11 protein-coding genes are annotated in these 14,285 nt (G+C 73.6%); 3 read left to right on the forward strand and 8 right to left on the reverse strand.

The window, feature by feature from the left end; all coding sequences use genetic code 11:
- Positions 1–17 precede the first annotated feature (17 nt).
- From SGLAU_RS07565 to SGLAU_RS07590, 6 genes are all read right to left on the reverse strand, one after another.
- Entirely contained in the window at positions 18–1,100 is a 1,083-nt protein-coding gene (locus tag SGLAU_RS07565; protein ID WP_043499487.1) for a S1 family peptidase, read from the reverse strand.
- Positions 1,101–1,467: 367 nt separating this feature from the next.
- Complete coding sequence (locus SGLAU_RS07570) at positions 1,468–2,370, reverse strand: S1 family peptidase (protein ID WP_043499489.1); 903 nt, start codon at positions 2,368–2,370, stop codon at positions 1,468–1,470.
- A 222-nt stretch (positions 2,371–2,592) separates the two neighbouring features.
- The gene (locus tag SGLAU_RS07575; protein WP_043499491.1) at positions 2,593–3,375 is read right to left on the reverse strand and encodes a DUF1684 domain-containing protein; all 783 of its coding nucleotides are present in this window, start codon (positions 3,373–3,375) and stop codon (positions 2,593–2,595) included.
- A gap of 107 nt (positions 3,376–3,482) precedes the next feature.
- Positions 3,483–5,240, reverse strand: coding sequence for an FAD/NAD(P)-binding protein (locus tag SGLAU_RS07580; protein ID WP_043499493.1), 1,758 nt, complete (start codon positions 5,238–5,240; stop codon positions 3,483–3,485).
- Positions 5,237–6,085: an amino acid ABC transporter permease gene (locus tag SGLAU_RS07585; protein ID WP_043499494.1), complete on the reverse strand. Its 849-nt coding sequence runs from the start codon at positions 6,083–6,085 to the stop codon at positions 5,237–5,239. The genes SGLAU_RS07580 and SGLAU_RS07585 overlap by 4 nt, the downstream gene beginning before the upstream one ends.
- Positions 6,086–6,447: 362 nt before the next feature.
- Positions 6,448–7,746 carry a DUF5685 family protein gene (locus SGLAU_RS07590; protein ID WP_208868890.1) on the reverse strand — a complete coding sequence of 433 codons (1,299 nt, stop codon included), beginning with the start codon at positions 7,744–7,746 and terminating at the stop codon, positions 6,448–6,450.
- Positions 7,747–8,038: 292 nt separating this feature from the next.
- Between SGLAU_RS07590 and SGLAU_RS07595 the strand changes: the two genes are divergently transcribed.
- Complete coding sequence (locus SGLAU_RS07595) at positions 8,039–8,476, forward strand: cell division protein SepF (protein ID WP_043499496.1); 438 nt, start codon at positions 8,039–8,041, stop codon at positions 8,474–8,476.
- Between the two features lie 58 nt (positions 8,477–8,534).
- Here the strand turns inward: SGLAU_RS07595 and SGLAU_RS07600 are convergent, their stop codons facing one another.
- Together SGLAU_RS07600 and SGLAU_RS07605 are read right to left on the reverse strand one after the other, a co-directional pair.
- The gene (locus tag SGLAU_RS07600) at positions 8,535–9,725 is read right to left on the reverse strand and encodes an acyl-CoA dehydrogenase family protein (protein WP_043499499.1); all 1,191 of its coding nucleotides are present in this window, start codon (positions 9,723–9,725) and stop codon (positions 8,535–8,537) included.
- A gap of 111 nt (positions 9,726–9,836) precedes the next feature.
- Positions 9,837–11,444: an MFS transporter gene (locus tag SGLAU_RS07605; protein WP_043499501.1), complete on the reverse strand. Its 1,608-nt coding sequence runs from the start codon at positions 11,442–11,444 to the stop codon at positions 9,837–9,839.
- Positions 11,445–11,703: 259 nt separating this feature from the next.
- Here SGLAU_RS07605 and SGLAU_RS07610 point away from each other — a divergent pair, with 259 nt between their 5' ends.
- Both SGLAU_RS07610 and SGLAU_RS07615 read left to right on the forward strand, forming a co-directional pair.
- A complete protein-coding gene (locus tag SGLAU_RS07610; protein ID WP_043499504.1) occupies positions 11,704–12,975 on the forward strand; it encodes a mannosyltransferase family protein in 1,272 nt (423 codons plus the stop codon).
- 239 nt (positions 12,976–13,214) lie between these two features.
- Positions 13,215–14,261 (forward strand): phosphatase PAP2 family protein, encoded by a 1,047-nt coding sequence (locus SGLAU_RS07615; protein ID WP_043499506.1) that lies wholly within the window; start codon positions 13,215–13,217, stop codon positions 14,259–14,261.
- Positions 14,262–14,285 lie beyond the last annotated feature (24 nt).

Consider the following 14,285-nt stretch of genomic DNA (forward strand, 5'->3'; position numbering starts at 1 on the left):
CGCAGGAGCGGAGCGGATCAGCCGATCCGGGTGCCGGTCGCCGACAGCGCCTCCGTCACCGGCTGGAAGAACGTCTCCCCGCCGGAGGTGCAGTCGCCGCTGCCGCCGGAGGTCAGGCCGATGGCCCTGTCACCGGAGAACAGCGCGCCGCCGCTGTCGCCGGGCTCGGCGCAGACGTCGGTCTGGATGAGGCCGTCGACGACGTCGCCGTTGCCGTAGTTCACGGTGGCGTCCAGGCCGGTGACCTTGCCGGAGTGCACCTGGGTGGTGGAGCCGCTGCGGGTGACCTCCATGCCGACGGTGGCCTCGGCCGCGCCGGTGATCTGCCGGGCCGAGTCGTCGTAGAGGTTGACCTCGCTCGGGTGGTCGACCCCGGCGGTGTACTTGACGAGGCCGTAGTCGTCGCCCGGGAAGCTGGAGACCTCGTTCTTCCCGATGACGGTCCCGGCGGAGTCCGACCAGGTGGTGATCCCCTCGGTGCAGTGGCCCGCGGTCAGGAAGTACGGCTCCCCGCCCTTGACCACGTTGAAGCCGAGCGAGCAGCGCCCGCCGCCGCCGGTGATGGCGTCGCCGCCGGCGATGAAGGGTTTGAACTCGCCCTTGGTGCGCTGGAGTTCGGCCACCGTGCCGAGTCCGTCGACGACCCGGCCCAGCTCCTCGAACTCGGCCGCGGAGACGGTGCGGTCGGCGGTGACGACGACCTTGTTGGTGGCCGGGTCGGTCACCCAGGCGGTGCCGGGGATGCTCGCGTCCTGCCGGAGCGCCGTACGGGCGCTCTTCAGCTCGGCGAGGGAGTGCTCGACGATTCTGGCCTTCGCGCCGGCCTCCTCGGCCACCTCGGCGGCGGTCTCGTCGAGCACGTTGACCACCAGGCTGCGGGTCTGGGCGTCGTAGTAGGTCCCGGCCGCGTCCGCGCCGAGGTCCCGGCCCAGCGCCGCGGCGAGCTTTCCGGCCGCCAGGGCGGACAGGGGCCTGACCGCCGGGGTCTTCGCGGGCTCGCCGGCGTTCGCAGTCTGGAAGGTGACTCCCGTGGCGACGAGTGCGGCGATGCCCGCACCTGCCACGGCGGCGCGCCGCCCGGGTATGCGTCGGTGCTTCAACTCACGTCCTCCTGTGGGGGGTCGGCCCGTCGGCGGTTGTGGGGACCACCAGGGGCCGGAAGGCTTGGTTGACGGGCGCCCACTCTTCCGAACCGCGCAGGGAGCGCACAAGGTCCACTTCAGGACGCGCACACGGTGACCACCGCGCGCCCTCCGCTCCTTCACCGCTCGGACGCCCCAAGGGAATTCGCACTGCAAATGCCTACGTGTGAGTAACCGTGTACGGAGTGGTGAGGTCCAGTCCTGGCCGGTTGCCGGCCCTCGCCCCTCCGGCACCGCCCGCCCCCGGCGGCGCACAGGGAGAGCCCCCGCACGCGGTCCGCGTGCGGGGGCTCGGAAGTGGTGCCGGGTGCTGCGGGCGACGGACTCAGTAGACGCTGACTCCGTACGCGCTCAGGGCCTCGGTGACCGGCTGGAAGAAGGTCGTGCCGCCGGTGCTGCAGTTGCCGCTGCCGCCGGAGGTCAGGCCGTAGGCGGTGCCGTTGCTGCCGTAGAGCGGACCGCCGGAGTCGCCGGGCTCGGCGCAGACGTTGGTCTGGATCAGGCCGGACACGACGTCGCCGCCGCCGTAGTTGACGGTCGCGTTCAGGGCGGTGACCCGGCCGCTGTGCGTACCGGTGGTGGAGCCGTCCCGGATGACGGTGGTGCCCACGGCCGGGGTCGCCGCGCGGGTGATGTCCACGCCGTTGGCGGTGCCGGGGCGGCTGACGGACCCGCTGTAGCGCACGAGGCCGTAGTCGTTGCCGGGGAAGCTGGAGCCGGCGGTCGAGCCGATGACCGTGGTGCGCCCGGAGTTGGAGTACCAGGTGCCCGCGCCGTCGGTGCAGTGACCGGCGGTCACGAAGAACTGGGCGCCACTGCTGTTCTGGACGTTGAAGCCGAGGGAGCAGCGCCAGCTGCTCGCGTAGATGGCGTCGCCGCCCTGGATCAGCTTGCTGAACTTGCCGGGCGTGCGCTTGATGGTGAGCGCGTCGGCGTTGGCCCCGGCCTGTTCCTTGATCTTGGCGATCTCGGCCTGGGAGACCGTGCTGTCGACGGTCACGACCAGGCGGTTGGTCTTGCTGTCGACGGCCCAGGCGGTGCCCGGCACGTCGGCCTCGAGCACCGAGGCGCCGGCGCTCTTCAGTTCGGCGGCGCTGAACGTGGCGGTGTCGGACGCGTTCGCGCTGGGGATCGCGATCGCGGCTGCGGCCACGAGTCCGGCGGATACGGCGGTCAGCCGGGTCCGTCTCGATATGCCGCTGCGGGGGGTGGTGCGCTTGATCCTCACTTCTCGTTCCTCCACAAAGGAAGTAGGGGGCCCGCGTGGGGTCGGGGCCCGTGAGGCGCAGCCGGGGGCGCGGTTGTCCGGATCCCGAACACGCCGTGCCCCTGACAAGCGCTGGGTGGGAGTATTCGGCCGAACGGCCGGTAGGCGCAAGGGTGCCTTTCGGCCGTCAAGATTTGAACCATCTGTCTGGTCGATCCCCCCGCGGCGCCCGTCGACGGCCCGTCAGGAGAGCCGGCGCTCCCCCGCCGCCACGGCCACGTCCAGGGTGTTCCCGGGTGGCGGGAAGGGGCACAGGAAGTGGTCGGCGAAGGCGCACGGCGGCAGCTGGGACCGGTTGAAGTCCACCGTCGTCCGGCCGTCGGGGCCGGGCGCGGCGGGCCGCAGGAACCGGAAGCGGTAACTGCTGTCTCCGCTGGTGGTGTCGGCGAAGACGGCCCACAGGGAGCCGTCGCCCTCCACCGACACCTGGAGGGTGTGCTCCTGTCCGTCCAGGGTGAACGCCAGCTCCCCGCCCAGCCCGAGGCCGCGCCGCCGCCCGTCCGCGTTCTCCACCCGCACGGTGCGTTCGCCGGCGTACGGGGTGAAGCGCCCCGGCACCGACCAGCGCGGATCGTAGGACGTGGCCTCGACGCCGCGGAACCGGCGGCGGGCCTCGGCCGCCGGGTCGAAGTCACGTACCCCCCACTCCCCTTCGCGGACCAGCACGACGAGCCTTCGTTCGCCGTGGCCAACCCGGGCGGCGGCGGCCGGGCCGGTGTCGGCCGCGAGCCGGACCCGCCCCTCGAAGGGCTCGCCGTCGACGGTCAGCCCGTCCGGGCGGGCGGCGGTCAGGACGACCGCGTCCCCGTCGGCGGTCCAGCTCCCCGGGATGTCCGGAAGTCGCCCCTCCGGATGGTCGGCCAGCCAGTGGGTCGCGGTCAGCGCGAGCGGTCCGTAGGGGGCGGTGAGCGTCTCCAGGCGCCGCTCGTGCCACCGCTTCCACTCGTCGGATGCGTCCGTCGTCATGAGATCAGCCCTTTCGTGACGGGTCGGGTGACCCGCGGTGTGAGCGCTGTTGCCGCGCTCCGGTATTCCGTTGCCGTGATCCGCCCGGCGCTCCGCGCGTACGCGGCTCAGGCGGCGGCCCGGCCGGCCGGTGCCCGCAGGAACGCCAGCACCGCCCGGGCCGCCGCGTCGTTCTGCCGGAACGCCGGCCCGCCGGTGCGCGGCCGGGTGAACGCGCCGGCGCCCCGCGCGTCGGTGTGCGGGCCGAGCGCGAACCGGCGCGGATGCGGGCGGCCGGACCGGTCCAGCACCCGCCCGTCGGCGGGGTCCACCCGCAGCAGCCCGTCGGGGGTGGCGGCGGCCCCCTCGGCGTACAGCCTCCTCAGCAGCGGGTCGCGGGACCGGGCCGCCGTCGGCTGCGGCAGCCGCGCCTCGACCAGCGCCCGGGCCTCGACGGCGAACCCCGGCACGGTCGGGCTCGTCGCCCGGAACATCCCGCCCTCGGCGCGCACGCCCATGTCGGCGCCGACGAACCGCAGCACGCCCGCGCGGGACAGCGCGAGCAGCTGCCGCAGCCGGGGGCCGGGCGGCCCGGAGGCCAGGTAGCCGAAGAAGCCGTGCCACCAGGGGCCGATGTCGCCGAGCCGGGTCAGTCGGCCGTACACGGACAGCAGTGCGCCGAAGACGGCCAGGTCGGGGCTGTGCGCCGGGTCGTGACGCCGGGTCAGGTCGGCCTCGACGTAACGGCGCAGTCCTTCCTGGAACGCCTCGTGCGAGGGGTACCGCATCCCGGCCAGTGGCCGGTCGAGCGCGGCCAGGTCGAGCCGGTCGGCGGGGTCGGGCACGGCGGCGGCGACCAGGGCCGCCCGCTCCGCCGGGTCGCCGGCGGCGGCGTACGCCCGCTCGAAGACGCCCCAGCCGAGGCGCGTGCGCCCGGGGTGGGCGTCGAACAGCCGGTGGTAGTGGGCGTATTCCAGTTCCTTCTCCACCAGCGGCCACACGTCCCGCCGGAAGTCGAAGCCCTCCGGCCGGGCGAGCAGCGCGTCCACCTCGGCGGGGCCGAAGAACCGGGGCAGCGGCGGCGGTGTGCCGTCCAGCCGGTAGCCGATCTTGGAGTGGTACGGCACTCCGCGCCGCGATCCGACGTACAGCACCGGCTCGCGGCCGGACGGCAGGTAGGTGTCCCCGTCGTACCGCCCGCCCCGCCCCTCGGTGAGCAGCACCATCAGGTCGACGAAGGCCAGTCCGAAGCCGCGCACCAGGACCGGCTCACCGGGCCGCAGCGGGGTGAGGTCGCTGTCGGCGGTGAAGTCGGGCGGCAGGTGGACGAGGCCGTGGGCGCGGGCGTATGCGCCCAGCGCGGCCTGTTCCTCGTCGGGTTCGGCGTCGAGGTGACCGAGGGTGAGGACCACCAGGTCGGCGAGGAGGGGGCGCGCCCGGTCCGCGAGCCACACCCGCTGCCGGCCCTCGCGCGGCCCGGAGACCCGCAGGGCGCGGCACGGATGGTGGTGCACGGTGACCTCGGGGGGCAGTGCGGCCACCGCCCGCTGGTAGGCCCAGCGCAGGTAGGAGCCCTGCACGCGGCGGCCGACGAAGGCGTCACCGGCGAGCCCCGCCCACTCGTGCAGGGCGGGGCCCTCCCGGACGGGCCCGGTCATCTCCACGCTGGTGTCGGTGAAGACGGTGACGTCCTCGGCGCGGGAGTTCATCCACAGCAGCGGCGACTGCTCGGTGCGCCAGATCCGTCCGGGGCCGGGCGGGTAGGGGTCGACGAGGTGGATGTCGAGGCCCTTGCCGGGCGGCAGTTCGGCGGCGTTGGCGGCGATCCGCTCCAGGACGCCGGTGCCGCGCGGCCCGGCCCCCACGATGACCAGGGATGCCCTCACCGGCCCGGCTCCGTACCGCGCGCGTAGCGCTTCTCGACGTAGTACTGGCCGACGCCGAGCACCGAGGTGACGACGGTGTACCAGACGGTGGCCACCATCAGCAGCGGGATGACCTGGTACGTCTGGTGGTAGACGAGCTGGGTCGAGTACAGCAGGTCCTGGACGGCGATGACGCTGACGATGGAGGTGCCCTTGAGGGTGCCGATCAGCATGTTCCCGGCGGGCGGCACGATGGAGCGCATCGCCTGCGGCAGCACGATCCGCCACCAGCGGCGCCACCGGCTCAGCCCGAGCGCCTGCGCGGCCTCGATCTGCCCGCCGCCGACGGAGAGGATCCCGCCGCGCACCACCTCGGCGGCGTAGGCGGCCTCGTGCAGGGTCAGCCCGATGACGGCGACGGCGACCGGGCCGAGCAGGTCGACCGTCCGCACGCCGAGGATCTGCGGGTAGAGCGCCCCGATGTTGAACCACAGCAGCAGCTGCACCAGCATCGGGATCGACCGGAACAGCCAGACGTACCCCCAGCTGACGGCTCTGAGCACGGGGTTGGCGGAGAGCCGGGCCGCCGCGAGCAGCGCGCCCAGCGCGAAGCCGAGCGCCATCACCACGGCGGTCAGCCAGAGGGTGAGCCACAGTCCGCGCAGCACCGAGGCCGAGGTGAAGTAGTCGGCGACGACGCCCCACTGGAAGGCGTCGTTGCGCAGCACGGAGTCGACGGCGAGGCCGAGCAGGACCAGGACGACGGCCGCGGCCAGCCACTGGCCGTAGCGGCGTTGCGGGACGATGCGCGCGGCGTCCGCGGGGACGGGGGGCGCGGGGGCTTTGGCAAGGGTGTCGGAGGACATGCGAAGGCTCCGTGGCTCGTGGAACACGGTGATGCCTTCACACGGGCGCCGAGAACGGCGTGGTCCGCGGCCGAGCCCCTCAGCACGGCCGCCGGTCGAGAGTACGGGCCCGGTCCGCCGGCCTGTCAAGGCCGTCCGGATGGTGAGCCGGGCGTCTCATTTCCCCGCACCGCGGTTGACGGGCCGTCGGAACTCCTGTTCCACTTGCCCCATGCATCCGCAGCAGTGGCTGGTCACGCGCTCCCACATCGACTTCGGTCGAGTGTGGTCCGCTTCCTGTTGAGCCGGCCCTCCGCGCCCTGCTGCTCCTTCTTCTCCTTCCTCGCCTTCACACGCGCCCCTCCCCTCGGCACGCCCGCGGCTCAGCAGCCGTCACAGGGGCAGCAGCAGTCACAGCTCGGGCAGTCGCAGTCGCGGCAGCAGCCCTCGCGCTTCTTGCGGGACCACGGTCCCTCGTACTCCTCCGCGCAGCACAGCTTGCAGGTGCAGCACAACAGCCAGAACATCCCGCATCCGGCCCAGAACCCGCGCCGCCCCCGCGGCGGCTGGGGCGCGGCACCGCCTCCGGATCCGCCGAAGTCACCGCCGCCCCCGCCGTGGTGGCCGCCGTACCCGCCCGCGCCGCGCGCTCCGCCGCCGGCGTGCGGGTGGTGCGGGCCGCCCTGCTGCGGCGGCGTGCCGTAGGGCCCCGCCTGGTAGGGGTGCTGCGGCCGGCCGTACGGTCCGGGGTGCGGCTGCCCGTACGGTCCCGGCTGCTGCGGTGGCTGCCCGTACGGTCCCGGCTGGTGGGTCGCGCAGGCGGGCACCGTGCCGAAGGCCCGGTCCACCGAGCGCCGCAGTTCGTGCACGAGCAGCAGATGGGCGAGCCGCCCGTCGGTGAACTCGACCTCGCGCAGCGCCAGCCGGATGCCGTGCACGGCGTCGTCGGCGAGCCGGCGGGCCTCGGCGAGCGGGGTGCCGGTGGCGGTGAGCGGGTTCCAGGCGCCCGACGTGGCGTCAGCCGCCCGGTCCTCCACGGCGTCCAGCAGGTGCGCGAGCCGCCCGAAGAGCCGGCCGGCCTCGGCCAGCGGCGCGGCGTTGCCGGGACGCCCGGCGAGCAGCGCGGTGTGCGCGAACGCGGCGGCGGTGGCGGTCTCGGTGGGTTCGGTGACCGTCAGGATGGGGGTGCCCGGTCCGGCCAGCGCCTCGATGCCGGGCTGCCGGTCCACGGCGTCGACCAGTACGGCGGTGTCGAAGCCGACGGCCGAGCCGGTGCGGGCGCCGGCGCGGTTCCAGCTCCCGGCGACCCGGCGGGCGGCGAGCGCCACCGGGCGGCGGGCCAGCAGTCCGTCGCCGTCGGCGACGTGGTCGCGCACCTTGGCGGAGGCGAGCACCAGGGAGACGGCCGCGGCGAGCCGGGCGCCCTCGCCACGGGCCACGGACGCGGTGCGCATCCCGCGCAGCGGGCACGGGCCGGCCGTCCGCCGCCACCGGCCGCCCTCGCGCTCCCCCTGAGCCTCCGTCAGCACCGAGACGAGCAGGCCGTCGTAGTTGGTCACCACCCGGGCGAGCTGGCCGTGGTCGGAGCGCAGCGCGAGGCACAGCCCGCACAGATGCGCCATCCACTCGGTCGTGAGCCGTTCACCGAGACGATGACTGCAAGGCCGGACTATTCCGAACAAGACACTTCCCCCGTGGTCCGTACGACGCGATTTCGGCCGCATCGTATCGGCCACTTCGTTCACCCGTACGCCCCGCCCGTCACCCGGACGCCGCGAAGAATCATATTTCACTCACAGTCAGCAGCCGCATGCGTCAGGACCCTTGGGGTATCCGGCCTCTCGACGGATTCGCTGTGCACCAGTACCGTCACAAACCCCCCGCACGGCGTCTATCCACTTGGCGCGACATCCGCATCATGGACGACCATGGGGATGCGGAGAGGAAGAAAGACCGCTGTGAGAGGAGGCGTCCATGGGATCGGTACGCAAGGCGAGTGCGTGGCTCGGCCTCGTCGACGACAACGATGACGAGCGCTACTACGACGACGACACGTACGAGGGAAACGAGCCCGGGGACGCCTGGGTCACGGACCCGAGAGTGAAGGTGGCCTCGGACACCGCCGAGGAGAAGGGCCGCCGGATCGGCACGGTGACCCCGGACAGCTTCCGGGACGCGCGGGCCATCGGCGAGCTGTTCCGGGACGGCGTCCCGGTGATCATGAATCTGACGGCCATGGAGCCGGCCGACGCCAAGCGCGTCGTGGACTTCGCGGCCGGGCTCATCTTCGGGCTGCGCGGGTCGATCGAGCGGGTGTCCACCCGGGTGTTCCTGCTGACCCCCGCCCACACCGAGATCGTCAACGGCGACCCGGCCGCGCACCGCGCGGACGGCTTCTTCAACCAGAGCTGAGGCGGGGCCGATCACCGGCCCCGCCTCCGCTCCCCGGCGGCCTCCGCTCCCCGGCGGCTTACCGGAACGCGTCCAGTCCGGTGAGCGCCTTGCCCAGCACCAGCTGGTGCATCTCGACGGTGCCCTCGTAGGTGAGCACCGATTCCAGGTTGGTCGCGTGCCGCATCACGGGATACTCCAGGGAGATCCCGTTGGCACCGAGGATCGTGCGGGCCGTGCGGCAGATGCCGATGGCCTCGCGGACGTTGTTGAGCTTGCCGAAGCTGACCTGCTCCGGACGCAGGCGGCCGGCGTCCATCCGCCGCCCCAGATGATGGGCGAGCAGGATCCCCTTGTGCAGTTCGACCGCCATGTCGGCGAGCTTGGCCTGGGTGAGCTGGAAACCCCCGAGGGGCCGCCCGAACTGCTCCCGTGACTTCGCGTACTCGACGGCGGTCTCGAAGCAGGTGCGCGCCGCGCCCATCGCGCCCCACACGATGCCGTAGCGGGCGTGCGAGAGGCAGCTCAGCGGGCCGCGCAGTCCGCTCACCCCGGGCAGCACGGCGCCGGCGGGCAGCCGCACGTCGTCCAGGACCAGCTCGCTGGTGACGCTGGCCCGCAGGGACCACTTGTGCTTGATCTCGGGCGCCGAGAAGCCGGGGGTGTCCGTGGGGACGGCGAAGCCGCGGATGCCCTCGTCGGTCTGCGCCCAGACGACGGCGACCCCGGCGACGGAACCGTTGGTGATCCACATCTTGCGGCCGTTGAGCACCCAGTCGGTGCCGTCCTTCTTGGCGTACGTCCGCATGGCGGCGGGGTCGGAGCCGTGGTCCGGTTCGGTGAGCCCGAAGCAGCCGATGACCTCGCCCGCGGCCATCCGCGGCAGCCAGGTCAGCTTCTGCTCCTCGCTGCCGAAGCGGTGGATCGCGTACATGGCGAGGGAGCCCTGCACCGAGACCAGGGAGCGGATGCCGGAGTCGGCGGCCTCCAGTTCCAGGCAGGCCAGCCCGTACTGCACGGCGCTGGCCCCCGCGCAGCCGTACCCGTCCAGGGACATGCCGAGCGCGCCGATCGCGCCGAGTTCCCGGGCCAGCTCGCGGATCTGCGGCAGCTCGCCGCTCTCGTACCAGTCGGCGACGTACGGCAGCACCCGGTCCGCAGCCCAGCCGCGCACGGTGTCGCGGACGGCCAGATCCTCCGGTTCGAGGAGGTCGTCCAGGCCGAGCGGGTCGGCGGGATCGAACGGCGGCAGCTTGGCGGACATGGACACGGGCACCCTCCGGCGGCTCGTGAGCGGCGGCACCAGCTGTGACTAGCACCGCTAGTCTCGGATTCAGGGCGACGCTACGACGCGCTCCTCCGTACGTCCAGCGTCAGCCGCTCAGACGGACACCCTGGACCCGGCCACGTCACGCGGCGCCGGCACCTCGGCCTTGCCGCCCTCCGGCTCGCAGTGCATCACCCTCGGCAGGCGCAGCGCCATGACCGCGCCGAGCAGCAGCAGTCCCGCGCTGACCAGCAGCGTCACATGCAGTCCGTGCACGAAGCAGTCCCGTGCGGCGCTGCGCAGGGCCGCGCCCGCATCGCCGCCGAGCCGGCCCGCCACGGCGTACGCCTCGCCCAGCGAGTGGCCCGCGGCGGCCGACGCCGACGCCGGCACCCCGGGCACCGAGGACAGGCCGGGCGCGTACGCCGCGTTCATCACGCTGCCGAGCAGGGCGATGCCGATGCCCGCGCCCAGCTGGTACGACGTCTCACCGATCGCCGCCGCCCCGCCGGCCTGCTCGGGCGGAGCCTCGCTCAGCATCGACTCGTACGCCCCGAAGAGGGTGGTCTCCAGGCCGAAGCCGAGCAGGACGAACCCGGTCAGCATCAGCGCGGCGTCGTCCTCGCGGCCCATCCCGGTCAGCAGCACCACCGCGCCCGCCGTCAGGCAGAAGCCGGACGCCACCATCCGGCGCGGCCCGAACCGGCGCAGCATCCGTGCCCCGAACAGGCCCGCCGCCATCGCCGCCACCGTCAGCGGCAGCAGCCGCAGCCCGGTCTGCAACGGGGAGAGGCCGAGGACGAGCTGGAGGTACTGCGCCGCGATCAGCTCCAGGCCGACCAGGGCGAGCATGGCCAGCACGATGCAGCCGACGGAGGTGCTGAACGCCGGCCGGGCGAACATCCTCAGCTCGACCAGCGGAAACGCCCGCCGCCGCTGCCGTCGCACGAACAGCGCCAGCAGGACGGCGCCGACGAGCAGGGGGAGCACGGTGAACGGGCCGGTCACGTCCTCCCCGCCGCCCAGCCGCTTCACCCCGAGCACGACGCCGAAGAGACCGGCCGCCGCCATCAGCGCGCCGACCACGTCCCAGGGGCCCTTGCCGTCGCCCGTGGACTCGGGCAGCAGCAGGCGTCCCACCGGCAGGCTGACCAGCATCAGCGGGATGTTGACGAGGAAGACCGACCCCCACCAGAAGTGCTCCAGCAGGAAGCCGCCGAGCAGCGGGCCGACGGCCGCGCCGACCGCGGCGACCGCGCTCCAGATGCCGATGGCGAGCGCCCGCTCCCGCCGGTCGGGGAAGACCTGGCGCAGGATCGACAGCGTCGCGGGCATGATCATCGCGCCGCCGACGCCGAGCAGCGCCCGGGCCGCGATCAGCACCTGGGCGTCGGGGGCGAAGGCGGCCAGCGCGGAGGCCACGCCGAACAGGGCGTATCCGAACAGGAGGATCCGTCTGCGGCCCACCCGGTCGCCGAGCGTGCCGAAGAGGATCAGCAGCGCGGCGCAGACCAGCGGGTAGGTGTCGACGATCCAGAGCAGCTCTATCGCGCCGGGCCTGAGGTCCTCGGTGACGGCGGGCACGGCCACGTGCAGCACCGTCGCGTCGACGGCGACCAGCAGCAGGCTGACGCAGAGGACGAGGAGCACGACCCAGCGGTTGGCACCGGCCCCGGCCGCCCGACGGCGCAGCCCGACGGCAGCCGTGGTCGTCCCGGACATGTACGTACCTCCCAGATGTTCCCTCGCGTTCGGCGGGCTCACGAGAGGTGGGGACTCCCCCGTGACTCGGCCGGAGGAGCGGTAGTCTCCGGCCCGCGCAACGAATGGCGAGTGACTCGTCAGCGTACGCGAGTCCCCGGGCGGGGCGCGTGGCGTGGCTCTCACCCGTCCGGCGGATCCGGTGTGGCGTGCGCCACTCCCGCTGCCGGTGATCCGTCCGGCCCGGCCGCCCTTTCGCCCGCCGCCGATAATCGAGCCCGTGACCGATCTTGAGACGCGCCCCGCGCTCCCCGCGCGCCCCGCCCTGTCGCGCGCGGCCCCCGCCCTGCTGGGGTACGCGGCGGTCCGCGCCCTGGGGCTGCTCGTGCTGGCCCTGTGGAGCGCCGCGCGCGACAAGAGCGCGTACACCCTGCTGACCGCCCGGTGGGACTCCCTCTGGTACGTCAGGGTCGCCGAGCTCGGCTACGGCTACGAGGTCCGCCTGCCGAACGGCGACGTCCACTCCAACCTCGCGTTCTTCCCGCTGCTGCCGTGGCTGGAGCGAGTGGGGCACGCGGTGACCCCGCTGTCGTACGCGGACGCCGGGTTCGCCGTCGCCCTGGTCGCCTCGCTCGCCGCGGCCTGGGGGATCTTCGCGGTCGCCGAGCTGCTGTACGGGCGGCGGGCCGGGGTGTGCGCGGTGCTGGTGTGGGCGGTGCTGCCGGTCGGGATCGTGCAGTCGATGGCGTACAGCGAGTCCTTGTTCACCGCGCTGGCCGCCTGGTCCCTGTACGCCGTCCTCACCGGCCGCTGGCTCACCGCGGGCACCCTCGCGCTGCTGGCGGGGCTGACCCGGCCGGTGGGGCTCGCGGTGGTGGCGGCGGTGTGGGCGGCGGGGGCGGTGTCCTTCGTACGGGTACCCGGCGGGCGGCGGCCCGCGGCCCGGGCCGTTGGGCCATCCGCGCGGCAGTGGAGCACGGCGCCCGCCCGGGGCGCGCACACCGAGCCGCGCGCCTCCTTCCCGCCCGGCGATCCCGCTCCCGAGGGCGCGCCCGTCTGGCGGCGCGCCCTCGCGATGCTGCTCGCGCCCCTGGGCGCCGCCGGCTATGTGCTCTGGGTGGGCCACCGCACCGGCGGGGGCCCGCTCGGTTATCTGGAGGTCCAGGCGGGCTGGCGCAACGGCTTCGACGGGGGCTACGCCTTCGCCCGGTTCACCGCCGAGAAGTTCACGTCGTTTCCCTCCGCCCTGGCCGGGGCCGGGCTGATCGCCGGGGTCGGACTGGTGATCTGGCTGTACCTCGTCTGCGTGAGGCAGCGCCAGCCGCTCCCGCTGCTCGTGTACGCCGGGACCGTCACCGCGCTCGCGCTGTGCGCGTCGAGCTACTTCGGCTCGAAGCCGCGCCTGCTGCTGCCCGCCTTCCCGCTGCTGCTGCCCCTGGCGCTCGCCCTGGCACGACCGCGCCCCTCCCGGACGGCGCTGGTCACGGCGGTGCTGGCGGCGGGGTCGGCGGTGTACGGGGCGTTCTGGCTGAACGGTTCGGGTCCGCCCTGACCCGCCCGGCCACAGCCGGTGACCGCCCGCCGACGCGGCTCCCGCACACCGGAGCGAATTCATAAGCGGCGCAAAACCGCCCCCCGTGGAATGATCAAAGGAATTGAAGGGAACACGACCTGGTCATTGCGAAATCGCTGGAAATAGATCCGCACCTGAGAGCAATCCCACATCACATCGTCATTACAAACCCGGTGATTCGGCAGGGAAGTCAGCTCACTCGCTGTAACGTCGATTGGGTGCGTACCGAACCAAAGCCGACCCGGCTCGACCGGATCTTCGCCCGACTGGACCGCGAACCGCAGCGGCCGGTCCTCGACGTGCCGCGCATGACGCGGCACCGGGTGGTGCTCTTCGGCGCGACGCTCGCCTTCTACCTCACGATCGTCCTCGCCGTGGTGACCACGTCGTGGCTGGTCCGGCTGGACTGGCAGGCCATGCTCTTCCGGCCCTACCAGCAGTGGCCGGAGATCCACGCCTTCCTGGACTACTGGGTGGTCCTCGGCCAGCGCGGCCCCACGGCCGTGATGGTCGCGGCCTGGCTCGGCTGGCGCTGCTGGCGGCAGCACACCCTGCGCCCGCTGCTCGCGTTCGGCGCGGCACTGCTGCTGCTGAACGTGACGGTGGGCGCCGTGAAGTACGGGCTGGGCCGCTCCGGGCCGCACTACGCGACCGAGATCGGCTCCAACGAGATGTGGCACTGGTTCCAGGCCGGCAGCGACATATTTCCCTCGGGTCACACCGCGAACGCCGTCGTGACCTGGGGCATCCTCGCCTACCTGGCCGCCACGCCGGGCGCCCGCCGCTGGCTGTCGGCCCTGTCGGCGGTGCTGTCGCTGAGCGTCGGCCTGACCACCGTCTACCTCGGTACGCACTGGCTGAGCGACGTCCTGCTGGGCTGGGCCGCGGGTCTGCTGGTGCTGCTCGCGCTGCCCTGGCTCGAGCCGACCATCGCGACCGCCGAGGCCTGGCTGTTCACCCGGCGCGACCGGCTGCGGGCCCGGCTGCGGGCCGGCCGCGGCGGCGCCCTCCCGATGCCCGAGCCCGTGCTGCTCACCCCGGCCCGGACCCCGGCCGCCGAGGAGGAGCCCGCGCCCCTGCGGGAGATCGTGCCGCCGGCCGCCGCGCGCGCCCCGCGGACGTCCGCGCTGCTGGCCCCGGGCCCGCACACGACACGTTCGGAACGCACCCCGGTCACCCCGGCCGGCAGCCGCCGCCCGCCGCACCCCGACCGCATGGCCCGCGGCACGGCGGCCCCGGCGGCGCGTCCGCTCACCGGCGGCTGACAGCAGTTCGAGGGAGGAGAAGGC

Origin of the sequence: Streptomyces glaucescens, assembly GCF_000761215.1 — a bacterium.
Taxonomy (GTDB): domain Bacteria; phylum Actinomycetota; class Actinomycetes; order Streptomycetales; family Streptomycetaceae; genus Streptomyces; species Streptomyces glaucescens_B.